The organism is Aquabacterium commune (assembly GCF_004362855.1).
Classification (GTDB): domain Bacteria; phylum Pseudomonadota; class Gammaproteobacteria; order Burkholderiales; family Burkholderiaceae_C; genus Aquabacterium; species Aquabacterium commune.
The window spans coordinates 72524-93446 of record NZ_SNXW01000007.1; the positions used below are offsets into that span (position 1 = coordinate 72524).

The 20923-nt window shown below is 64.5% G+C and carries 18 protein-coding genes and 1 other RNA gene; 9 read left to right on the forward strand and 10 right to left on the reverse strand.

The genetic code is table 11. The annotated features are described in order from the left end of the window. Position 1: 1 nt before the first annotated feature. The gene (locus tag EV672_RS12560) at positions 2-238 is read left to right on the forward strand and encodes a Fis family transcriptional regulator (RefSeq protein WP_133609752.1); all 237 of its coding nucleotides are present in this window, start codon (positions 2-4) and stop codon (positions 236-238) included. A 20-nt stretch (positions 239-258) separates the two neighbouring features. After that, on the forward strand, positions 259-1848 hold the full coding sequence (purH, locus tag EV672_RS12565; RefSeq protein WP_133609754.1) for a bifunctional phosphoribosylaminoimidazolecarboxamide formyltransferase/IMP cyclohydrolase: 1590 nt from the start codon (positions 259-261) through the stop codon (positions 1846-1848). Between the two features lie 66 nt (positions 1849-1914). On the opposite strand, the gene EV672_RS18845 is transcribed toward purH, so the two are convergent. Then, positions 1915-2661 (reverse strand): PEP-CTERM sorting domain-containing protein, encoded by a 747-nt coding sequence (locus EV672_RS18845; RefSeq protein ID WP_208110768.1) that lies wholly within the window; start codon positions 2659-2661, stop codon positions 1915-1917. 188 nt (positions 2662-2849) lie between these two features. Between EV672_RS18845 and ruvC the strand changes: the two genes are divergently transcribed. After that, positions 2850-3404 carry a crossover junction endodeoxyribonuclease RuvC gene (gene ruvC / locus EV672_RS12575; protein WP_133609756.1) on the forward strand — a complete coding sequence of 185 codons (555 nt, stop codon included), beginning with the start codon at positions 2850-2852 and terminating at the stop codon, positions 3402-3404. 6 nt (positions 3405-3410) lie between these two features. Here the strand turns inward: ruvC and EV672_RS12580 are convergent, their stop codons facing one another. Together EV672_RS12580 and rnpB are read right to left on the reverse strand one after the other, a co-directional pair. Next, a complete protein-coding gene (locus EV672_RS12580; RefSeq protein ID WP_243738675.1) occupies positions 3411-4694 on the reverse strand; it encodes a carbonic anhydrase in 1284 nt (427 codons plus the stop codon). Between the two features lie 70 nt (positions 4695-4764). Next, positions 4765-5091, reverse strand: an RNA gene (gene rnpB, locus EV672_RS12585) — RNase P RNA component class A. A gap of 116 nt (positions 5092-5207) precedes the next feature. On the opposite strand from rnpB, the gene EV672_RS12590 reads away from it, so the two are divergent. After that, complete coding sequence (locus tag EV672_RS12590; RefSeq protein WP_133609758.1) at positions 5208-5915, forward strand: hypothetical protein; 708 nt, start codon at positions 5208-5210, stop codon at positions 5913-5915. A 58-nt stretch (positions 5916-5973) separates the two neighbouring features. On the opposite strand, the gene EV672_RS12595 is transcribed toward EV672_RS12590, so the two are convergent. Both EV672_RS12595 and dsbD read right to left on the reverse strand, forming a co-directional pair. Further along, positions 5974-7194, reverse strand: coding sequence for a multidrug effflux MFS transporter (locus EV672_RS12595; protein WP_133609760.1), 1221 nt, complete (start codon positions 7192-7194; stop codon positions 5974-5976). Between the two features lie 3 nt (positions 7195-7197). Further along, on the reverse strand, positions 7198-8910 hold the full coding sequence (gene dsbD / locus EV672_RS12600) for a protein-disulfide reductase DsbD (RefSeq protein WP_243738676.1): 1713 nt from the start codon (positions 8908-8910) through the stop codon (positions 7198-7200). Positions 8911-9004: 94 nt separating this feature from the next. On the opposite strand from dsbD, the gene cysK reads away from it, so the two are divergent. After that, on the forward strand, positions 9005-9940 hold the full coding sequence (gene cysK, locus EV672_RS12605) for a cysteine synthase A (protein WP_133609762.1): 936 nt from the start codon (positions 9005-9007) through the stop codon (positions 9938-9940). Positions 9941-9978: 38 nt separating this feature from the next. Beyond that, positions 9979-10767 carry a potassium channel family protein gene (locus EV672_RS19080; RefSeq protein ID WP_243738677.1) on the forward strand — a complete coding sequence of 263 codons (789 nt, stop codon included), beginning with the start codon at positions 9979-9981 and terminating at the stop codon, positions 10765-10767. Here the strand turns inward: EV672_RS19080 and pyrC are convergent. Beyond that, complete coding sequence (gene pyrC, locus EV672_RS12615) at positions 10749-11789, reverse strand: dihydroorotase (RefSeq protein WP_133609764.1); 1041 nt, start codon at positions 11787-11789, stop codon at positions 10749-10751. The two genes, EV672_RS19080 and pyrC, sit on opposite strands and share 19 nt — an antisense overlap. Before the next feature lie 138 nt (positions 11790-11927). Between pyrC and EV672_RS12620 the strand changes: the two genes are divergently transcribed. Beyond that, positions 11928-12770, forward strand: coding sequence for a prohibitin family protein (locus tag EV672_RS12620; RefSeq protein WP_133609766.1), 843 nt, complete (start codon positions 11928-11930; stop codon positions 12768-12770). A 35-nt stretch (positions 12771-12805) separates the two neighbouring features. Here EV672_RS12620 and EV672_RS12625 read toward each other — a convergent pair whose 3' ends face one another. The 4 genes from EV672_RS12625 to EV672_RS12640 are packed head-to-tail and all read right to left on the reverse strand — an operon-like array spanning position 12806 to position 19250. After that, entirely contained in the window at positions 12806-13003 is a 198-nt protein-coding gene (locus tag EV672_RS12625) for a hypothetical protein (protein ID WP_133609768.1), read from the reverse strand. Then, complete coding sequence (locus EV672_RS19315) at positions 13000-13626, reverse strand: RHS repeat-associated core domain-containing protein (RefSeq protein ID WP_133609770.1); 627 nt, start codon at positions 13624-13626, stop codon at positions 13000-13002. Before EV672_RS19315 ends, EV672_RS12625 begins: the two co-directional genes overlap by 4 nt. Before the next feature lie 36 nt (positions 13627-13662). Next, complete coding sequence (locus EV672_RS18850) at positions 13663-14106, reverse strand: hypothetical protein (protein WP_208110769.1); 444 nt, start codon at positions 14104-14106, stop codon at positions 13663-13665. Then, positions 14103-19250, reverse strand: coding sequence for an RHS repeat-associated core domain-containing protein (locus EV672_RS12640; protein ID WP_133609772.1), 5148 nt, complete (start codon positions 19248-19250; stop codon positions 14103-14105). Before EV672_RS12640 ends, EV672_RS18850 begins: the two co-directional genes overlap by 4 nt. A gap of 358 nt (positions 19251-19608) precedes the next feature. Here EV672_RS12640 and EV672_RS12645 point away from each other — a divergent pair, with 358 nt between their 5' ends. Further along, positions 19609-19836 carry a helix-turn-helix domain-containing protein gene (locus EV672_RS12645; RefSeq protein WP_133609774.1) on the forward strand — a complete coding sequence of 76 codons (228 nt, stop codon included), beginning with the start codon at positions 19609-19611 and terminating at the stop codon, positions 19834-19836. Positions 19837-20516: 680 nt separating this feature from the next. Further along, positions 20517-20765, forward strand: coding sequence for a type II toxin-antitoxin system ParD family antitoxin (locus EV672_RS12650; RefSeq protein WP_133609776.1), 249 nt, complete (start codon positions 20517-20519; stop codon positions 20763-20765). Positions 20766-20923: the final 158 nt, after the last annotated feature.

Sequence of the window (20923 nt, forward strand, 5' to 3'; positions counted from 1 at the left end):
CATGAGCAAGAAAACCATCCAAGACTGCATCCGGGACAACCTCGAAGGCTACTTCCACGACCTGCGCGGCGCCGAACCGCATGCCGTGTACGACATGGTCGTCAACGCGGTGGAGCGCCCCATGCTGGAGGTCGTGATGCAGCGCGCCGAGGGCAACCAGTCCAAGGCCGCCGAATGGCTGGGCATCAACCGCAACACGCTGCGCCGCAAGCTGCTCGAGCACAAGCTCATCAAGTGAATTTTTTGGAAGGAAGAACCATGGCCTTGACCGCCCTGCTGTCCGTGTCCGACAAGACCGGCATCGTTGAATTTGCCCAGGCACTGAACGCCCAGGGCGTGCGCCTGCTGTCCACCGGCGGCACCGCCAAGCTGCTGGCCGACAAGGGCCTGCCCGTGACCGAGGTGTCGGAGATCACCGGCTTCCCCGAGATGCTCGACGGCCGCGTCAAGACCCTGCACCCGCGCGTGCACGGCGGTATCCTGGCCCGCCGCGATGTCCCTGAGCACATGGCCGCGCTCAAGGAACACGGCATCGAGACCATCGACATGCTGGTGGTCAACCTCTACCCCTTCGCGCAAGCCACGGCCAAGGCCGACTGCACGCTCGAGAACGCCATCGAGAACATCGACATCGGCGGCCCGACCATGCTGCGCGCTGCCGCCAAGAACTGGCAGGACGTGGCCGTCATCACCGACCCGGTGGACTACGAACAGGTGCTCTCGGAGATGAAGGCCGAGGGCATCACCCGCTCGACCAAGTTCATGCTGGCCAAGAAGGTGTTCGCCCACACCGCGGCTTATGACGGCATGATCACCAACTACCTGACCTCGCTGGAAGCCGGCTCGGAGCTCAAGACCGAAGCCGTGCCCGCCAAAGAGGCCTACCCCACCGTCTTCAACCTGCAGCTGCACAAAGTCCAGGGCATGCGTTACGGCGAGAACCCGCACCAGTCGGCCGCGTTCTATCGCGAGGCCTCGCCCGCGGTCAGCGTGCTGTCGAACTGGACGCAGATCCAGGGCAAGGAGCTGAGCTTCAACAACATCGCCGACGCCGACGCCGCCTGGGAATGCGTGAAGGCTTTCGAGGCCACCGCCTGCGTCATCATCAAGCACGCCAACCCCTGCGGCGTGGCCGTGGGCGCGACCCCGCTGGAGGCTTACAGCAAGGCCTTGAAGACCGATCCGACCTCGGCCTTTGGCGGCATCATGGCCTTCAACCGCGTGGTGGATGTCGATGTGATCGACGCCATCAGCGCCAACAAGCAGTTCGTGGAAGTGGTGATCGCGCCGAAGTTCACGGACGCAGCCCGCGCGGCCTATGCGTCGAAGCAGAACGTGCGCCTGCTGGAAGTGCCCCTGACGGACGCCACGCGCGGCCTGAGCAACGCGCTGGACTTCAAGCGCGTGGGCGGCGGCATGCTGCTGCAATCGGCCGACAACATCGACCTGGTGGGTGACATCAAGGTGGTGAGCAAGCTGCAACCCACGGCCGAGCAACTCAAGGACATGCTGTTCGCCTGGACCGTGGCCCGCTTCGTCAAGAGCAACGCCATCGTCTTCTGCAAGGACGGCATGACCATGGGCGTGGGCGCCGGCCAGATGAGCCGCCTGGACTCGGCCCGCATCGCCAGCATCAAGGCCGGCCACGCTGGCCTGACGCTGCAAGGCACGGCCGTGGCCTCGGACGCCTTCTTCCCGTTCCGCGACGGCCTGGACGTGGTGGTGGACGCAGGCGCGACCTGCGTGATCCACCCGGGTGGCTCCATGCGCGACGACGAAGTCATCGCCGCGGCCGACGAGCGTGGCATCGCGATGGTGTTCACCGGCACGCGCCACTTCCGCCACTGAGCCCATGCCTGGGCGCGGGCTCGCTCGCCCGAGCTGGCCTGGCGGTCGTGCCAGCCCAGCTCGAGGTCAGACCAGGCTGCGACGGCGAGTGGCCGCAGCCAGGCCCAGGAGGCCCAGGCCCATCAAGGCCCAGGTGCCGGGCTCGGGCACAGCCGCCACAGCGGTGCTGAAGTTGCCGCTGAGGGTCAGGCTGGCCAGGTCAGACCGGCCGCCACTCATGGCGCCACGCACGTTGAAAGCGCTGGAAGTCGAATATGTATTCAACAGCACGGCGTAACGTCCGGCAGCCAGCTGAAGATCGCCAGACGTGGACAGCGCACTCAGGCTGCCATCGGCCAGCACACGGCTGAACGAGACACTGGAATACCCAAGGGGCTGAAAGTTGAAGGAACGGGACACCAGCGTGACCGATGTGTCTTGCAACACGTCAAGATCCCAACGGGCCGTGCCCTGACCCTGCGCCGAAGCCCAGGTGCCGGCGGCCGCGCCACTGTATTCCTGCGTCCAGCTGGCTTCGGCGTTCAGCGAAAAGGCAGCCGAACCGGCGGCGAGCACCACACCAGACTGCACGGCACTGTGGGTCGTGATCCTGCCGGTGGCTTGAAGGGAGTAGTCACTGTCAGCACGAACCTCCAGTGGCGCATCCAGTGCGGTGCCCTCGGGCACAACGAGCACATTGCCATCGGCATTGCCGGTGACGGTTCGGTCGACCAGCACCAATTGGGCGTGGGCTGTGGTGAATGCGCCGAGCAGCAGCGCGCCCAGGGTCATGCGAAGTGCAATGGGCGTGCAAGCCATCGGTTGATGTGTCATGTGAAGCTCCTTGAGGTGTTGATCGGCGTGATGCCAGGTCCAGCCCGCTCGGCTGCACCCGCATCAAGAAGTTGCCTGAGCCAAGACACACCGTCAACTTTCCAACGGCCGAGCGTGTCGTGGCATGACCTGAGGAAAACACCCGGTCGCAGGTTAGAGTCGAGCATCCACGCCCTCCCGCCCCGCCTGTGAAAATCCTCGGCATCGACCCCGGCTTGCAGACCACCGGCTTTGGCATCATCGAGTCCGAAGGGCCGCGCCTGCACTACGTGGTCAGCGGCACCATCAAGACGAAAGAGGCGGCGCAGGGCGACCTGCCCAACCGCCTGCGCCTCATCTACGAAGGTGTGCGCGAGGTGGTGGAACGCTACGAGCCGCAGCAGGCGTCCGTCGAGATCGTCTTCGTCAACGTCAACCCGCAGTCCACCCTGCTGCTGGGCCAGGCGCGGGGTGCGGCCATCGCGGGGCTGATGTCGCTGCCGGCCTCACCGACCGTGGCCGAGTACACCGCGCTGCAGATGAAGAAAGCGGTGGTGGGCCACGGCCACGCGGCCAAGGCGCAGATCCGGCACATGGTGATGCGCCTGCTCAGCCTGCCGCGCGAGCCGCACAACGACGCGGCCGACGCACTCGGCCTGGCCATCTGCCACGCCCACGCCGGTCACGCCATGGCGCAGATGGCGAAAGCCACCGATTTGCAGCGCCGCACCCACGCCCAGATCAAGGGCGGGCGGGTGTACTGAAGCCATTCATTGGCCGTCCTTGATCAGGCGGCCCGCGGTGGGCTGCACCGGGCGGGCGTTCATGGGGTGGAGGCGCGCGAAGGTGGCCATCTGCTCGGTGGAGGCCGACACCGGCTGTTTCATCACCATCCACAGCACACCCTCCTGACACGGCGGCGTGGTCTGCGAGCCCATGTAGGTCACGTACTGGCGCTGCTCGGGCAGGATCTGGCTCAGGTCGATGCTGGCCAGGCCGGGCTGCTCGGTGAACTTCTCCAGCGGCAGGTTGTTCCAGACCTGCTGCACCAGCGGGTGGCCCTTGCCTTCGCTGATCAGGATGGCGACGACGGCCAGCTTGCCTTCGATGTCCTTGTGCTCCAGGTGCACGACCATGTCGAACTGCTTGCCGTTGAGGCGCTCTTCGCTGGGGCGGTGGAAGTGGAACTGCACCAGTTCGTGGCGGCGACCGTTGACGGTGATGCGGTTGCCCGGCGCCATGTTGACCTGCACGGTGTGGCCGGTGTCGATGACGCGGAAGGCCGTGGGTCGGTAGTCGAAAGCGATGGGGTCGAGCTCGACCGGGATGCCGTCGTGGATGTCGATGGGGCTTTGGCGCTGGCCCTTGCCGCACTGGGCGAACTCGGGCTTGAGGGAGGCCCAGTGCGCGGGGCCGGTGTCGCCGCTGTAGGACCACTCACCGCGGGCTTTGGCCGCGCTGGCAACACCTTCGGTCGATGCCGCGGCGCGCCCAGCCGCAGAGGCCGCTGCGGGGGCACCCCTGCCACCGCGGGCGCGCACCTTGACGGCCGGCGCGGCGCTCTGCTTGGTGCGCACCTCGGCGATCTTCTGGTCCAGCACATCGCGCAGCTCGGCCATGGACATCGGGCCCTTGGTGTCGGGTTTGGCGTCAGATCGGGTGTCGGTTTTCGGCTCGGGCTTGTCTTTCGGCTCCGCCTTCTTCTCCGCCGCCTTGGCATCTGGCTTGGGCTCGGACTTCACCTCGCCGCGCACGGCTTTGCCCTCGGTGCGGGCTTCGCTGCCACGCGCACCGGCCTTCAGGTCCGGCTTCAGGTTGGGGCGGATGCTGGGCTCGGCCGCGGACGTGGCAGCCTGAGTGGGCGCGGCATCGCTGGCATGCGTCTCGGCGGCCCACACGGCCAGCGGCGCTGCGGCTGACAAGGCCAGCAAGCCGGACAGCAGCACCTGGACCCACGCCCTCGGCTGCCCGGGATGGCCCGAAGCCTCACGGTCGTCGCGCGGCAAAGCAAGGGGGTCAGGAGCCTGGAAACGAGCTTGGAAACGGTGGGACATGGCCGGGACACATCGAGCGCCCAAGGCGGGCGATGCCGGCATATCGACCAGATGGTGAAAAACTTGAAAAGTGTGAAGTCAGCCGATAGGCCGGATTCTGTGCAGCCCCGCGCCTTGCGACGCGGTGCCGTGACCGCCATTCCTCTGGGCCGCCTGTCGCCAGAGCGGCTCGGTGCCACCTACCCGCACACTCCCCGGGACAGGTCAACGTGTGCCTATTTGGTGTTGCTGCGCGCAGAGATTGCCCGTTTCACCCGGACCTAACCGGCTCGTCTCTGTTGCTCTGATCCTCACCTCGCGGTGGAGAGGTGTTACCTCCTGCGCTACCCTGTGCAGTCCGGACCTTCCTCCAGTGCGCCCTTTCGGGCCTTGCACCAGCGGCGGTCTGGCTGACTTCACCCGCGCATTATCCCGCACCCGCGGCCTCAGGTCCATGCAGCAGGGCCACGTTGACGCGAGGTCGTCATCCGCCGTCTTTAAATTCAGCGGAAACAAACTCCGGGAAGTACCTCCATGACACGCACCCACCACTTGACGGTCAGGGGCCTGATGGGCCTGCTGAGCCTGTCGTCCTGGCTGGCGCTGGGCACCCCCGCAGCCCACGCCGCCGACTACAGCTTCAACTGCATCTCCGGCAACAACGCACAGAGCTGCGCCGACGGCCAGAGCCGCCTGAGCCTGCAGGTCACCCAGGCAGTCGGCAACCAGGTGGATTTCACCTTCCGCAACCTGTCCGTGCTGGGCTCGTCGATCACCGAAATCTATTTCGACGATGGCACCTTGCTGGGCATCGCCTCCGTGATCGATTCGGGCGACGGCGTGACCTTCTCCCAGGTCGGCTCGGCCAACCCCGCCAACTTGCCCAGCGGTGGCAACCTGTCGCCTGCCTTCGTGGCCACCCAGGGCTTCGTGGTGGACACCGGCAATGGCGGCCCCGGCAAGGGTGTGGAAAACAAGCTGGACGGCGGCACCCAGGAGTTCGTGACGATCCGCTTCAACCTGATCAATGGCAAGAACTTTGCCGACACCCTGGCCGCCCTCAACGGCCCTCTGGGCGATGGCAATGACCTGCGCGTGGGCGTGCATGCACGCTCCTTCAGCAACGGCACCTCCGAAAGCTTCGTCACGGCCACCGCCGTGGCCGAACCCGACAGCGGCCTGCTGGCCATCGCGGCGCTCGGCGTGACGGGCCTGCTCGGTGCACGCCGCCGCCCACGCTGATCACCCACGCTGATCAAGCCCTGCCTCCGGGCAGGCTCAGTGCAAGTTCAGCACAGCCTCAGTGCATGGCCGAGGGGGCCGTGCTGCGTTGCAGCCAGCCCCAGGCGAACAAGCCCACCCACATCATCAGCAAACAGGCCACGGCCAGGCTGACGGCGTTGTGCATCACCAGCGGCGAAATGACGCCCGCCACGAAGCCGTTGGAGGCCGCGCCGATGAAGGCCTGCATGGACGCCGCCATGCCGCGCCGCTCGGGGTAGAGGTCCAGCACCATCAGCGTGACGACCGGCGTCATCAGGGCCCAACCCAAGGCATACAGGCCGATGGGAAACAGCGCCCAGCCCACGTGCGGCACGAACAGCAGGTTGGCGATGAGGTTGAGCACCGACACCACCAGCATCACCGCAAAACCCAGGCGGATCTGCCGCTCGGCCGCGATGCGTCCCGCCAGGCGGCCGCTGATGAACGCGCCGCCCATGATGCCGCTGATGGTGCACACGAAGAACCAGAAAAACTGCGTGGGCGCCAGGTGCAGGTGCTCGCCCAGGAAGGTCGGCGCCGACAGCACATACAGGAACATGCCATTGAAGGGCACGCCACTGGCCAGCGCGAGCAAGAGGAAGCGGCCGCTGCTGCCCATGCGCACATAGCCCCTGAGCAGGGGTTTGAACGCGAAGGGCTGGCGCTGCGAGGCGTGCAGCGTCTCGGGCAGCAAGAACCAGTTGGACAGGCCCAGCACCACGCCCACACCGGCCAGGAACCAGAACACCGCGTGCCAGCCGATGTGGACGAAGAGGAAGCCGCCGACGATGGGCGCGATGGCCGGTGCCACGCCGAAAAACAGCGTGACCTGCGACATCACGCGCTGCGCGTCGGCCGGCGGGTAGATGTCGCGGATGACGGCGCGCGAGACCACGATGCCCGCCCCCGTGGACAGCCCTTGCAGCGCGCGGAAAAACACCAGCTGCCCGATGCTCGTGGACACGGCGCAGCCCACCGAGGCCAGCGTGAACACCGCGATGCCCGTGAGCACCACCGGCCGGCGGCCCAGGCTGTCAGACAAGGAGCCGTGGAACAGGCTCATGAAAGCGAAGGCGAACAGGTAGGCCGACAGCGTCTGCTGGATCTGCAGCGGCGTGGCGTTCAGGTCGGCCGCGATGCCCGCGAAGGCCGGCAGGTAGGTGTCGATGGCAAACGGCCCGAGCATGCCGAGCGCGGCGAGCAGCACCGACAACGTCCAGCGCGGCCCCTGCCAGAGCTGATCAGCTTGCGGGTGCACGGCTCACAGCCCCGCTTTCTGCAGGCTCTGGACGAAGTCGTCGGCCTTCTGGAAACCGATGACGCGGGCACCCGTGCGCTCGGCACCCTGGGCGTCGTAGAAGACGATGCCGGGCGGGCCGAACAGGCGGAAGCGCTCCAGCAGGGCGCGGTCCTCGGCCGAATTCAGCGTGACGTCGGCCTGCAGCAGCACGGCCCCCTTCAAGCGCGATTGCACGATGGCGTCGGTGAAGGTGCCGTGCTCCATTTCGAGGCAGGCGGTGCACCAGTCGGCGTAGAAGTCGAGCATCACGGGCCGGCCGTCGGCTTTCGCCTGCGCCAGGGCGGCGTCCAGCTCGGCCACGGTGCGCACGCGCTGGAAGGGCAGCACGCTGCGGTGCTCGGCGCCCGATGCGGGCTGCATGCCCAGCACCTGCGTCTGCAGGTAAGGCCAGGCCGGGCGGCTCACCCACAGCGCCATGCCCAGCATGAGGATGCCGAACAGCGTCTTGACGGCCGTCATCCAGGGGCCGGTGCGCGGCAGCAGGCTGCCCGCCGACAGGCCCACCAGCAGCAGCGGCAGGCTCATGCCCCAGGCCAGGGCGTAGAGCGCGCCTGCGCCCAACCACACGTCGCGCGTCTGGCTGATGTAGAGCAGCGCCCCGGCCAGCGGTGCCGACACACAGGGGCTGACCACCAGGGCCGACACCACGCCCATGGCGAACACGCTGACGAACTTGCCACCGGGCAACCGGTTGCTGCCCCGGCCCAACCAGCTCTGCACCGAGGCCGGCAATTGCAGCTCATAGAGCCCGAACATGGACAGCGCCAGCAGCACCATCAAAAAGCCGAAACCCAGCACCACCCAGGGGTGCTGCAGGTAGGCGGCCAGGCCCTGGCCCAGCAGCCCCGCGGCCACGCCCAGGGCCGTATAGACCAGCGCCATGCCTTGCGAATACGCCAGCGCCAGGGCGAAGCCGCGGCCCCGGCTGACGCGCTCGCGCTGCCCGACGATGATGGACGAGAGGATGGGCACCATGGGCAACACGCAAGGCGTGAGCGACAGCAACATGCCCGCCAGCAGGAAGACGGGCAGCACCGTCCACCACTGGCCCGAGGCCAGGGCGCGCTGGATGCGGTCGTCCGCCCCGGTGTCAAGCGCCGCACCGGCAGGCGAAGTGGCATCACCGTTCGCTGCAGCGGCGCCACCGAGCCCGCCAGCGGCCGCGCCCTTGCGCTCAGGCTGCACCGACAGGATCTGGCCCTGGGCGTCGAGGCTGACCAGGAAGCGGCGCTTTTGCGGCGGGTAGCACAGGCCCGCATCGGCACAGCCCTGGTAGCCCACGGTCAGGATGGCCTCGCCCGGCACACCCGGCATGCCCGAGGGCAGGCCCAGGCTGCCGCTGACATCGCCGTGATAGACCTCCAGGTCCTTGCCGAAGTTGGGGTCGTGCTTGGTCACGCCGGGCGGCAGGTCCCAGCTCAGGGGCAGGGGCTGTTGCCCGGCCGTCTGCAGCATGGCCTCGAAGCGCTCGCGGTAGAGGTAAACCGCCGGCGCCAGGGTGAAGCTCACCTGCAGGGCGCGCGGGCCCGAGGCGCTGACCGCCACGCGGAAGGCCTGGTCCACGGGCAGGAAGTCCTGGGCGCGGGCAGGACCTGCGCAGAGCATGAGCAGCATCAGGCCCAGGCGCCAGGCCAGGGCGAAAATGAACGTGGGATGGAAACGGGGATGGGGCACGGGCGCTTGCATCCGCACATTCTGACCCGGCCCGGCGTATCCTGTGCGCCGTCGGTCCAATCCCCCGGAAATCCCATCGCAGGAGCCTCGTCCCATGAAAGCCCGCCACATCCTCGAGACCATCGGCCAGACGCCGCACATCCGCATCAACCGCCTGTTCGGGAACGCCTCCGGCGCCGAGGTGTGGATCAAGTCGGAGCGCAGCAACCCGGGTGGCTCCGTCAAGGACCGCATCGCCCTGGCCATGGTGGAAGCGGCAGAAGCCAGCGGCGCCCTGCAGCCTGGCGGCACCATCGTCGAGCCCACCTCGGGCAACACCGGCGTCGGCCTGGCCATGGTGGCCGCCGTCAAGGGCTACAAACTCGTGCTGGTGATGCCCGACAGCATGTCCATCGAACGCCGCCGCCTGATGCTGGCCTATGGTGCCTCCTTCGATTTGACCCCGCGCGAAAAAGGCATGAAGGGCGCCATCGCCCGCGCGCAAGAACTGGCCGCAGCCACGCCCGGCGCCTGGATCCCGCAACAGTTCGAGAACCCCGCCAACATCGCCGTGCACGCGCGCACCACCGCCCAGGAAATCCTGGCCGACTTCCCCGAGGGCCTGGACGCGCTGATCACCGGCGTGGGCACCGGTGGCCACCTGACGGGCTGCGCCCAGGTGCTCAAGGCCGCCTGGCCCCAGCTGAAGGTGTTCGCGGTCGAGCCCAAGGCCTCGCCCGTCATCTCGGGTGGCCAGCCCTCGCCCCACCCCATCCAGGGCATTGGCGCAGGCTTCGTCCCCGCCAACCTGGACACCACCTTGCTCGACGGCGTGATCCAGGTGGACGCCGAAGACGCCCGCGAGTACGGCCGCCGCGCCGCCCGCGAGGAAGGCATGCTGGTGGGCATTTCCTCCGGCGCCACGCTGGCCGCCATCGCGCAAAAGCTGCCTGAGCTGAACGCCGCACTGGGTGGCAAAGCCCGGGTGCTGGGCTTCAACTACGACACCGGCGAACGCTACCTGTCGGTCGAGGGCTACCTGCCGGCCTGAACCGGCGCCCACGCCCACGCCCGCCCCCGACACCACCGATGCCCACCCGCCGCCACCGCTTCCACCGCTCGCCCTGGGCCATGCTGATCGCGCTGATCGCCAGCGTGCCGGCCTTCTACGACTCGATGATGCCCACGCCCGCCACCTGGGCGACGTGGATGTACGTGGTCAGCGGCTTCGTGGTGCTGGGCTGGGCCTGGTCGGCGCGGCGGGCGGCGCGGCGCGGCGACAACAGCCACACCTGGGGCATGCGCCCGTCGGAAGAGCGGCTGGACTGGTTCCTGGGCGCCTCGCTGCTGCTGAGCGCGGTGCTGCCGCAAAGCAACGAGTCGGAGCCTGCGCTGGCCTGGCGGCTCGTCATCTCGGTGCTGATGCTCTACCGCCTGCTCAAGATCAGCATGCCGCTGCTGACCGAAACCGGCCTGGCCCGCCTGCTGGTGCTCGGGGCGGCGGTGCTGGGCCTGTGCGGCATCGGTTTCTACTGGCTGGACCCGGGCATCAAGTCGGTCAACGAAGGCCTGTGGCTGGCGTTTTCCACCGCGGCCACCGTGGGCTATGGCGACGTGGTGCCCAGCAGCACGGCCTCGCGCGTGTTCTCGGTCTTCGTGGTGCTGCTGGGCTACGGCGTGCTGTCGCTGGTGACGGCCAGCATCGCGGCCATGTTCGTGGGCACGCAGGAGCGCAAGGTCGAGCGCGAGATCCTGCGTGACATGCACGAACAGCTGAAAACCGTGCACGAGGAGATTGCCGAACTGAGGGAAGAACTGCGCGCTGAGTTGCGCGCCGCCCGACACACATCCCAGGAAGATCAGCGTAAGCGCCAGTGAAGCGTCTCGCCGCCACGCAGCGGCTTGATCTCGGCCTCGCCGAAGGGCAGTGACTCGGGCACCACCCAATCCTCGCGGACCAGGGTGATGCGGTCGGTGTTGCGCGGCAGCTGGTAGAAATCGGGCCCGTGGAAGCTGGCGAAGGCTTCGAGCTTGTCGAGCGCACCCATGGCCTCGAAGGCCTCGGCGTAGAGCTCGATGGCGCAAGGCGCCGTGTAGCAACCGGCACAGCCCGAGGCGTGCTCTTTGAGGTGGGATGCGTGCGGCGCGCTGTCCGTGCCCAGGAAGAACTTGGGGTTGCCGCTGGTGGCGGCCTGCACCAGGGCCAGGCGGTGCTCCTCGCGCTTCAAGATGGGCAGGCAGTAATAGTGCGGGCGGATGCCGCCGGTGAAGATGGCGTTGCGGTTGTAGAGCAGGTGCTGCGGCGTGACGGTCGCGCCCACGAAGCGGTCGGCCTCGGTGACGTACTGCGCGGCCTCCTTGGTGGTGATGTGCTCGAACACGATCTTCAGCTCGGGGAAGTCGCGGCGCAGCGGGATGAGCTTGTCGTCGATGAAGGCCTTCTCGCGGTCGAACACATCGACCTCGCTGTCGGTGACCTCGCCGTGCACGCAGAACACCAGGCCCTCGCGCTGCATGGCTTCGAGCACCTTGTGCGTCTTGCGCAGGTCGGTCACGCCGGCGTCGGAATTGGTGGTGGCGCCGGCCGGGTAGAGCTTGAAGGCCACCGCGCCCATGGCCTTGGCGCGGGCCACTTCCTCGGCCGGGGTGTTGTCGGTCAGGTAGAGCACCATCAGGGGCTCGAAACTCAGGCCAGCCGGCACGGCAGCGCGGATGCGGTCGCGGTAGGCGATGGCCTGCTCGGCCGTGGTCACCGGCGGGCGCAGGTTGGGCATGACGATGGCGCGTGCGAACTGCCGCGCCGTGTCCGGCACCACCGCCGCCATGGCCGCGCCGTCGCGCACGTGCAGGTGCCAGTCGTCGGGGCGGGTGAGGGTCAGGGTGCTGGGCGTGGAAGTCATGGCGTGGGTGCGTGGGTGCCTGGGGGTGGGCGTTCGTCGCGGAAGAAGACCGGCATTTTCGCACTTTGCCGGCTGACACCGGCCCACGCGCTGCCTTAGCATGTCCCCCACCAACGCGATGCATTGCACGGAGGACCCATGGCCGATTTCCCCTCGCCCAGCACCCGCTCTGGCGCGCCCAAGCTCATCAAAGCGATCTTCATCGGCGCGGCGGTGCTGATCGCGCTGTCTGCGCTCAACCCCATCACCGTCATCTCGGCGGGCGAGCGCGGCGTCAAGGCCACCTTCGGCAAGACGGACGACATGGTCTATGGACCGGGCATCCACTTCAAGGTGCCCATGGCGCAGACCATGCACCTGATGGACGTGCGCATCCAGAAGGGCGAGGGCGAAGGCGATGCCGCTTCGCGCGACCTGCAGTCCGTGCACACCCGCATCGCCATCAACTACCACCTGGACCCGGTCCGCGTGGTCGATGTCTTTCGCAACATCGGGCCCAGCACCGAGATGGCGGCCGACCGCATCATCATCCCGGCCGCGCAGGAAGCGGTGAAGGCCATCACCGCCAAGTTCACGGCGGAAGAGCTCATCACGCGCCGCACCGAGGTGCGCGACGCCATCAGCGCCCTGCTGCGCGAGAAGATGCAGCGCCACGGCCTGTTGCTGGACGAATTCGCCATCGTCAACTTCGCGTTTTCGCGCTCGTTCGCCGAGGCCATCGAGGCCAAGGTCAAGGCCGAGCAAGAGAAGCTCAAGGCCGAGCGCGACCTGCAGCGCATCGAGGTCGAGGCCAAGCAGAAGGTGGCCAGCGCCCGCGCCGAAGCCGACGCCCTGGCCCTGCAGCGCCAGCAGATCACCACCGACCTGCTGGCCCTGCGCCGCATCGAGAACGAACGCGACGCCATCCGCAAGTGGGACGGCAAGATGCCCAGCGTGACGGGCGGCAGCGTGCCGTTCATCAACGTCGAAGGCAAGCGTTGATCAGGTGTGCTGGCGGAGCAGTTGCTCCGCAGCCGTCACTGCTCCGATCTTCCTGATGCGTCTTTATCTTCTACCGTAGCGATCAATCCATTAATCAGCACACCAAAGACAAGTATCGATGCAAGGATCCAGAAATTTAGCCCGGTTACCCATGCAGCAACACCTGCCACTGCTGCACACACCACGAGCATCACTGCAAGAACCTTAAGGTTCACTCTCTCTGACAGTTTCATTTGGGACATCCACATTGCGCAGCTCCTGCGCCCCCGACAGCACCGACACCAGTACCATAAGCATTCACACCAAAGTTGGTCTTGCCAGCAGAGGCTCGCAACTGGGCATCTGTTTTGTTTGCCAAATTTGCGGGCCGCCAATGACGACCAACTCCCCCACGGAAAAACGTTTTCAGTCCCGCTCTGAAAGCGCTTGCCTCTGCTCCTGACGAGGCCAACAAGGATCCTGCCTTGGCCAGCCCTGCATATGCAAGGCGTCCGCCGCCTGCAGCAAGCGCGCCCACGCTACCGTAGCGATATGCATCGCTGCAAGGATCGAGTCCGCCATCGATTCCAGCAAGTTCGCGCAAATATCCCCCCGACCCAAGCAGCAGAGCATCACCAAAACCTGCGGAGGCATCGACCAATTCTTGCGGTAGCGGATCGCCCAAAGCCCACAAGCCCATGGGATCTGTGTACATCAGAGGATTACCCCCCACATATGCATACGGATTGACACCCCCCTCCACCCCAATCGGATCCGGCTGCGTGTACCGCCCCACCTGCGGATCGTAGTAGCGATGCCAGTTGTAGTGCAAGCCGCTCTCGGCGTCGAAGTACTGGCCGGGGAAGCGCAGGTTGATGGTGGAGCAACGGGGGCTGCATCAGCAGCCCCCGCGTCATTGCTCAATGGATGGATCACAAAGCAACTGGCAGGTAACCTCCATCTCGACTGGAGGATCGGCGCCCAAGATCTCTTCAAAGTACTTGCTGCCAGCACCGTACTCGATGGAGAACACAAAGCCACCAACCACCCAAACGCTCGCCTCAAGTTGTTGCCCTGCGCCATCAACCCGCAGGCGAACCTTTGCAAGCAAGAGTTCTTCCGTTTTGTTGGGAAATGAGATGGCGGGATCAAAGGTCGCCTTGCCCTTCTCCATCCTGTAGAAATTGACCTCAACACCATCCGGTAACCGTTGGATTTTGTTCACCGCCTGGAGCTGCTTGTCCCAAACAGGTACCGCACCAGGACTGAGGCACTTCCTCACAGCAGTGAGGATCACACGTTCCAACTCTGACGGCTCGGAGCCTGAACCAAACAACTTTGCAATCAAATTTTTCATTGCGAGCACGTGCAATCGTTCATTGCCATACCAGCAGCACCGTATGCACTGCCAGCTCCTGCGCCTTTATACACATTTGGAAGGCGCGTCCATTGCTGAGAAAGTCTGTTTGGCATTGGATTGGCAGCCTTCCACGTCCTGGGCATGAATCGATACCGATATGGATCAGACAATGCATGCACTTCCTTGGTAACGTAGTTGCCATTCCAAAGAGCGCGCGGCCCACCCATTCGATTCGGGATCCAGTGCGAGAACTCCTTACCTGCACCTCGTGTACCAGCCGCACGGAGACCTCCGGCGACCCCTGTTGCAGCCGCAACGCCAGCACCGGCCCACTGTCCCGCACCGTAAGACCCGGAACACTTGTTCACTCCCCCATTGGTCCCCATTTGATCACGCACCCAGTCGGTTAACCCCAGAGATAGCGCGTCCCCCATCCCCGCAGAAAAATCAACCAAGTCATCTGGCAACGGATCACCCCAAGCCCACAAACCATACGGGTCGTAGTAGCTGTTTGGGTTCCCCTCGACATATGCATACGGATTGACACCCCCCTCCACCCCAATCGGATCAGGCTGCGTGTACCGCCCCACCTGCGGATCGTAGTAGCGATGCCAGTTGTAGTGCAAGCCGCTCTCTGCGTCGAAGTACTGGCCGGGGAAGCGCAGGTTGATCGTGGTCTTGATGCCGTCGCCGTCGGGGTCTTCGTTGGGCGCGGTGTTGCCGAAGGCATCGCTGGTCCACGTCCACACCACCTTGCCCGTGCTGTCGGTGCCTCGGCGCGGGGTGTTGAGTTGGTCCACTTCCAGATAAACGATGTGCTGGCTGCTGGCCGTGTCATGGAAGATGACGGCGGCTGGCGTGTCGTCTTTCCAGGCATAGGTCACCAGGGCCTGGCCTGCGCGCGGGCCTGAGCCTGCAATTTCCTGGAACAGGTGGCCGTTGGGGTCGTGGATGTACAGGGTGATGGCGGGGGTTCCGGCGGGCGGGTTGGCCAGGGTTTTCTGGCCACGCAAGCCCAGGTGGTCGTAGAGATAGCTGGCGACCTGCACTCCGTTGATGCTGACCTTGGCAAGCTGGTTGTCGTCGTTGTAGGCCTGCGTGCGGGTCACCAGGCTGCCATTGAGGCGCACGCGTTCGCGGGTGACGTTGCCTGCGGCATCGTGGATCACGTTCTGGCCATTGCGCGTGGCCAGGCGGTTGCTGTTGGCCACCACCGTGTAGCTGCCGCTGGCATCGCCCGTGCGGTTGCCGTTGGCGTCGTAGGTGATGTTTTGGGTGCTGGGGCCGGTTTCTGCCTTGAGGCGGTCCAGCACGTCGTACTGGTAGGTGGCGGCTTGGCCGTCGCGGGTGATGCCTGAGACGTTGCCGCGCTCGTCGTGGGTGATGGTTTCGGTGGATGTTGTGGATGTGGTCTGTGCGTGGGCAGCCTCGGGCTGGGTCAGCGCCCCGATCGTCACAAGCAGTGCCAGCAGCATCGACATCAACCTGGCTGGTCGCGTGTGTTGGGCTTTGGCGTGTTTGCGCAGGGTTGCCATCAGGCCCGCACCCAGGCTCAACAGCGCCCAGGCCGGGATGGGCACGTCGCCATCTTGCACGCTGCCGCTGCCGCCTGCTGGCGCGCTGCGGCTGCCACTGCTCAGGCCCGACCCCATGTCGAAGTCCCGGTCAAAAACACGCTGGTTGCCATAGGTGCTGCGGTCGGCTTCGCCTGTGGCCTGGTAGGTGGTTTCGCTCACCACCACGGCCGCTTGCCCATTGAGCAGGCCCAGCACTTGGCTGGCACGGCCTTCGGCATCGCGCCCCAGGGCCACGCTTTGGTTGCCCGCGCCCACGCTGGCGCTCAGACGGTCCTCACCGTCGTAGCCCCATTGACTGGCCACCTGCTGCGCACTGTTGCTGCCCAGGGCCGCAAAGCGCTGCGCCTGGCCGGTGATGTTGCCGAAGGCGTCGTAAGACAGATAGCGTGTGCCCAAGGCTGTGCTGATCTGGCACAGGCGGCCCTGGCCGTTGCCGCATGCCAAAGGGGCACCCGAGGGGCTGCTGTCCCAGCGCCAGCTTTGGTCCAGGCTGGTGTCAGCACCTGTGCCGGTGTGCTGAACAGCAGTCAGGCGGTTGAGGGCATCGAATTGCTGGGCCATGGTGAGTCCCCGCGCATCCACCCGGCTCACGAGGTTGCCTGCGGCATCGAAGGTTTGCTTGACCGCGCCCGGCGTGCCGGGTGTGCTGCCGCTCGTCTCTGTGCTGGTTTCTTGCAGCACCTGACCGAAGCCGTCGCGCTGGTACGTCCAGCCACCGCCATTGGGGGCGCTGAGCGCTTGCAGTTCGTCGTTGGCCTTCGGTGCAAGCGTGGTGGGCTTGGCTGCGCCATTGATCGCATCTTCGATGGTGGTGAGTTGGTCCAGCGCGTTGTAGCGACGCGCTTCCTTGGGCGGGCTGCTTTCGACATAAGCCGCCACCTGTGGGCGCTGGGTGGTGGTGGGGTTGCCCTGGGCGTCGTAGCCCAGTTCTGTGGCGGCATCTTGCCCATTGATCTGGCGGATGTGGCTGGACAGACGGTTGAGCGCATCGAACTCACGGCGGATGAGTTTGGCGCTGCTGCCGTCGGCGTTCTTCCACTCTTCACGGGTGACGTTGCCTGCGTTGTCCAGGGTGTAGCTGACGGTTTCACCGCTGGCGCTGCGCATACCGATGAGGCGGTGGGCGTCGTCGTACTGGAAGGTGTAGCGGCGGCCCGTGGCGGCCCCTGCTTGGCCCGCGCGGGTGCTGACCACGCCGCCGGGCAGGCCGACTTCATCGAGCAGGCCACGCGGGTCGTAGTGGTAGGTGGTGGTGCGGGTGGCCGCGCCACTGGCGCTGAGGCTGCGGCTGCGGCTGGTGAGGAAACCGCGGGGTGAGTAGGTGTAGGTGGTGCTCAGGCCGTTGGCGTCGCTCATGGCCAGCAGGCGCCCAGCCTTGTCGTACTGGGTGTAGTTGGTGACTTGGCCCAAGGCGTTGGTGACCTGCTTGAGGTCGCCCATGGTGTGGCCCACGGCTTGGGGGTCGGCACCGGTGAAGCTGGTGGCATCCCAGTACTCGTAGGTGGTGGTGTCGGCCACGTCGGTGCGCGGGCCATCTTCGCTGAGCACCTGGCCGTATTGGTTGTAGGTGTAGGTCCAGGTGCGGGTGTCCGGCGTGGTGTTGCCACTCACGCCGTGGCCCACGGTGGCCGCGAAGCCTTGCGCACCCGTGGCGTCGGTGGTGGACTGCTCCACCCGCTTGCACAGCACCACGATCGGTTTGCCATCGGGCAGGTTGGCCACGCTGGTGGCGCCGTACTTGGGGCTGGTGCAGCTGGCCGGTGTGCCGCCGTTGAAGGGGTCGGGCTGGCCGTTGTAGACCCAGGTGGTGAGTTTGTTCGGCTCGGCTTGCTTGGTCTTCAAGGCCCAGTCGGGGTGCCATTGGGTGCTGATTTTGCGGCTTTGGGTGCCGTCTGCGGCCTTGGGCAGGGTTGAGCCCTCGGGCGTGACGCTGGCGCAGTTGGTGCCGCCGCTGCCGCCAGTCAGGCCTTCCACGCGGACCTTCTCCAGGTTGGCTACACCGTCGGCCGTGGTGGTGCTGAGGTAGCAGGCGCGGTGGCCGTTGAAATCAGTTATGGAAGCAATGTTGTTGCGCGTGTCATAGGTGTACGTCTTAGTGGCTGGTAGCGCCCCGGCATCACTGGCAGGCAGATCGACACTGGTGGGCAAAGTTACCCCAAGACTCGTTGAGAAATTGTACTTCCAAGCAGACTGCAATGGATCGGTTATCACCGCCTTCGATATTAACCCAAAGCCATAGCCGCCATTCAACTCATATGAAATCGCAAAACTGTTAACTGGCTGCGATGCGGAACCTGACGGCGCCAAGGCAAATCTCTTCGTATTGATCGCCCTGTTATTTTTATCATAACCAAACGAAGACAGCCTCCAATTATTTTCATCCACCACACCAGTAAGAAGATTTGCCGCACCCGACGAGCGATCCTGAACATAGGAGTACTCGTTGTAATAATACAATAACGCAGCACCATCCGAATACCCCACAGAAGTCAAGTTATTACTTGGCGCAGCACCCGCCTGCACGACAGAACTGGGACCATCATAGCCATACCTAATGACTTCCCCGTTGACGCTGGAAACAGCCTGAATTCGTGATTGCCTGTCATACACAAACGACAGGCTTCGATCAAATGAATCAGACACACCGATCATCAACCCTGGCGCTGGAGCAATAAAAACAGAGGTACCTGAAGTGGAATAATTCAAACGCCGAAACCTACCATCAAACGATGTGATCGATTGGAGATTGCCAGCCAAGTCATACACCTCAATCTCACCACCAAGCAAATCGGTGAACCGATAGCCAACAATGGCACCAGACGTTTTCGCGAGGACCAAACTCCCCTTCACATCAACATCCGAAACATAACCGAGTGCATTTGGCGAAAATTGATATACCTTGCCGTCGTGACGCCAAACATTCAACACCCCCGCCCCAGATCGGCTTGATGTTATCTGTCGATTATAGGTATGCGACCAACCTGCACCCAGATCCCTCTTGTTTCCCGCCATCAGACTCAACCCCGGAACCAAATTGATAGAGTTATAAAACCTTTCAAAAGGGAGGGTGACCGTTGAGACATCAATCACCTCTTCATGTTTGTTGGCAGAGTTAAAGCTAATGGGGTTGCCACACTGCGTACAGGATGGCCCAGCCAATTTTGATGCGGGCAAAGCAGGTGCGTTAAGGCAGTTACCCTTTCCATCATCAGCGCCACCACTGGGGCAGCCTGACCATGCATCCGCACCATAATTGGGATCGACAAAGCCATTACTGATCCAGCGCACCGTGAAATGACACACCCAACCAGCGTATCCGTTGTGTGGAGTGGCGCCATCATAAGAGACATAAGTTCTGTATATATCCTTTTGGTTTCTGTAATTCATTGCAGCAACGCATGCGTCATCTACAGAACGATAGTAAAAAAGATTTGGCTGGCCATCAGCAAACCAGTAAACAGCCGGATAATCAAATGCCCAACTTGAATTTGTTGAAAAAATAACTGCAATAGCTGCAATCAACCTCCACCAATGACACCACCCAGCTACAAAATATATTTTCATGATTACCCACCCTCATTATTTATTTATGAAAACCCAACCGCGCACTGAAAACACAAAAAGGTAGACAACAAGTGAACCCATGTTTTTAGCACACTTGGTTATATATTCTCTTACACCTGCACGCATACATTATGACCACACACATCACGTTCGTATGTCAAGACCAGCCTGGTAGCGATCTACTTGGCTCAGGCGTGAGTGGCCGAAGCATATTTCGTGCAGCAACACATGAAATTCTTGTCCAAGAAACCATGCTTGGCGCGTATCTTCCGCCTCGTCTCACGACAATTTTGTGACTCAAACACGGCTGACGCAAACGCTGCAGGCATGAACACTCGCGGCGATGTCCGCGCCAGCCATGTCTCCCCCGTCCGAAGCGCGCAGCGCTCGCGCGGTGCTGGCCACAAACCTGATCCGATTGCGCGCCACGCGCGGCTGGTCGCAAGAAGCGTTGGCCTTCGAAGCAGGCTTGCACCGCACTTTCGTGGCGCATGTGGAGCGCCAAGCGCGCAACATCTCGCTGGACAACCTGGAGCGCCTGGCCACGGCGCTCGGCGTGCCGACTCACCAGTTGCTCCAGCCCTGAGCTTCACCTGCCGGCCTCACGGCCCCGGTCTTGGCCGGTTGAGCCCCGCCGTTCAGCAGAACCCTGCGGCCCGCCGCACGGCATGCCCCGCACGCCGCCTGGGCCAAGCCAGGTGCCGCGTCACCGCGCCGGGCGGCGGCCCATTCCCAGCGGCCCGCCGCCCATCCCGAGCGGCATCTCGCCTGTTTTGCCTTGCCGGCAAGCCTGGGTGAATGATCCGCCGCTCACTGAGCCTTGCGCACCGCCCCCAACGCCTCGCGCGCCGCACTTCCAGCTTGGAACGGTCACAGCTTTGCGTCTTGCGCCCCGCACAAAAAGCCCGGCGCGCGAAGCTCTCTGGGTTGCAGCTGGCACAAAGTGGCTTGCGCCCGAGGCTCTCTCACGTTGCGCGCGAGGCGAAACAGGCGGCAAGCCGCTCGGCACCCGCGACACGCGACTCACATCGGGCGGCGCGCCAGTGAAAACAGCTTGCGCGCCACGGTGCTTGGCGCGCGGCCCGCAGGCGGAGGCTGGCGTGCGAGCCCAAGCGCCTCGCGCGCAAGCTCACACGCCTTGCGAGCCAGACGCCATGGGCGACCAGCCGCCCCGTTTTCCCACTGGGCCTCGTCAAACACAAGAAAAGATCCACCCAAAATACCAATGCATGGTATTTTTTGGTACCGCAGTCACAGGAGCGCAGCATGGCAAAAAACACCAGCATCGTTTTGGGCGATCACTTTGAGGGCTTCATTGCCCAGCAAGTCAGCGCAGGGCGCTATGGTTCGGCCAGTGAGGTGGTGCGCGCCAGCCTCAGGCTGCTGGAAGAGCATGAGCAAAAGGTTCAAGCGCTCCGTCAGGCCTTGATTGAAGGTGAGAACAGCGGCGAGGCTGGCGCGCTCGACATGAAAGACATCATGCGTGCAGCACGAGACGACGCTGCGGGACATTGATGCTGGATGTCCTCTACCTCCATCGCGCAAGAGCTGATTTGATCGGCATCTGGCGCAAGACACGAGAGACGTGGGGCGAAGCCCAGGCGGACAGCTACCTGCATCGTGCGCATCCTGCACGAGCGCATGGATGTTGCAGGCACCCTTGCCTGAAACAG

Coding starts and splice junctions, on each gene's coding strand:
- EV672_RS12560 (WP_133609752.1), top strand. CDS start 2: ATGAGCAAGAAAACCATCCAAGACTGCATCCGGGACAACCTCGAAGGC.
- purH (WP_133609754.1), top strand. CDS start 259: ATGGCCTTGACCGCCCTGCTGTCCGTGTCCGACAAGACCGGCATCGTT.
- EV672_RS18845 (WP_208110768.1), bottom strand. CDS start 2,661: ATGACACATCAACCGATGGCTTGCACGCCCATTGCACTTCGCATGACC.
- EV672_RS12580 (WP_243738675.1), bottom strand. CDS start 4,694: ATGTCCCACCGTTTCCAAGCTCGTTTCCAGGCTCCTGACCCCCTTGCT.
- EV672_RS12590 (WP_133609758.1), top strand. CDS start 5,208: ATGACACGCACCCACCACTTGACGGTCAGGGGCCTGATGGGCCTGCTG.
- cysK (WP_133609762.1), top strand. CDS start 9,005: ATGAAAGCCCGCCACATCCTCGAGACCATCGGCCAGACGCCGCACATC.
- EV672_RS19080 (WP_243738677.1), top strand. CDS start 9,979: ATGCCCACCCGCCGCCACCGCTTCCACCGCTCGCCCTGGGCCATGCTG.
- pyrC (WP_133609764.1), bottom strand. CDS start 11,789: ATGACTTCCACGCCCAGCACCCTGACCCTCACCCGCCCCGACGACTGG.
- EV672_RS12620 (WP_133609766.1), top strand. CDS start 11,928: ATGGCCGATTTCCCCTCGCCCAGCACCCGCTCTGGCGCGCCCAAGCTC.
- EV672_RS12625 (WP_133609768.1), bottom strand. CDS start 13,003: ATGAAACTGTCAGAGAGAGTGAACCTTAAGGTTCTTGCAGTGATGCTC.
- EV672_RS18850 (WP_208110769.1), bottom strand. CDS start 14,106: ATGAAAAATTTGATTGCAAAGTTGTTTGGTTCAGGCTCCGAGCCGTCA.
- EV672_RS12640 (WP_133609772.1), bottom strand. CDS start 19,250: ATGAAAATATATTTTGTAGCTGGGTGGTGTCATTGGTGGAGGTTGATT.
- EV672_RS12645 (WP_133609774.1), top strand. CDS start 19,609: ATGTCTCCCCCGTCCGAAGCGCGCAGCGCTCGCGCGGTGCTGGCCACA.
- EV672_RS12650 (WP_133609776.1), top strand. CDS start 20,517: ATGGCAAAAAACACCAGCATCGTTTTGGGCGATCACTTTGAGGGCTTC.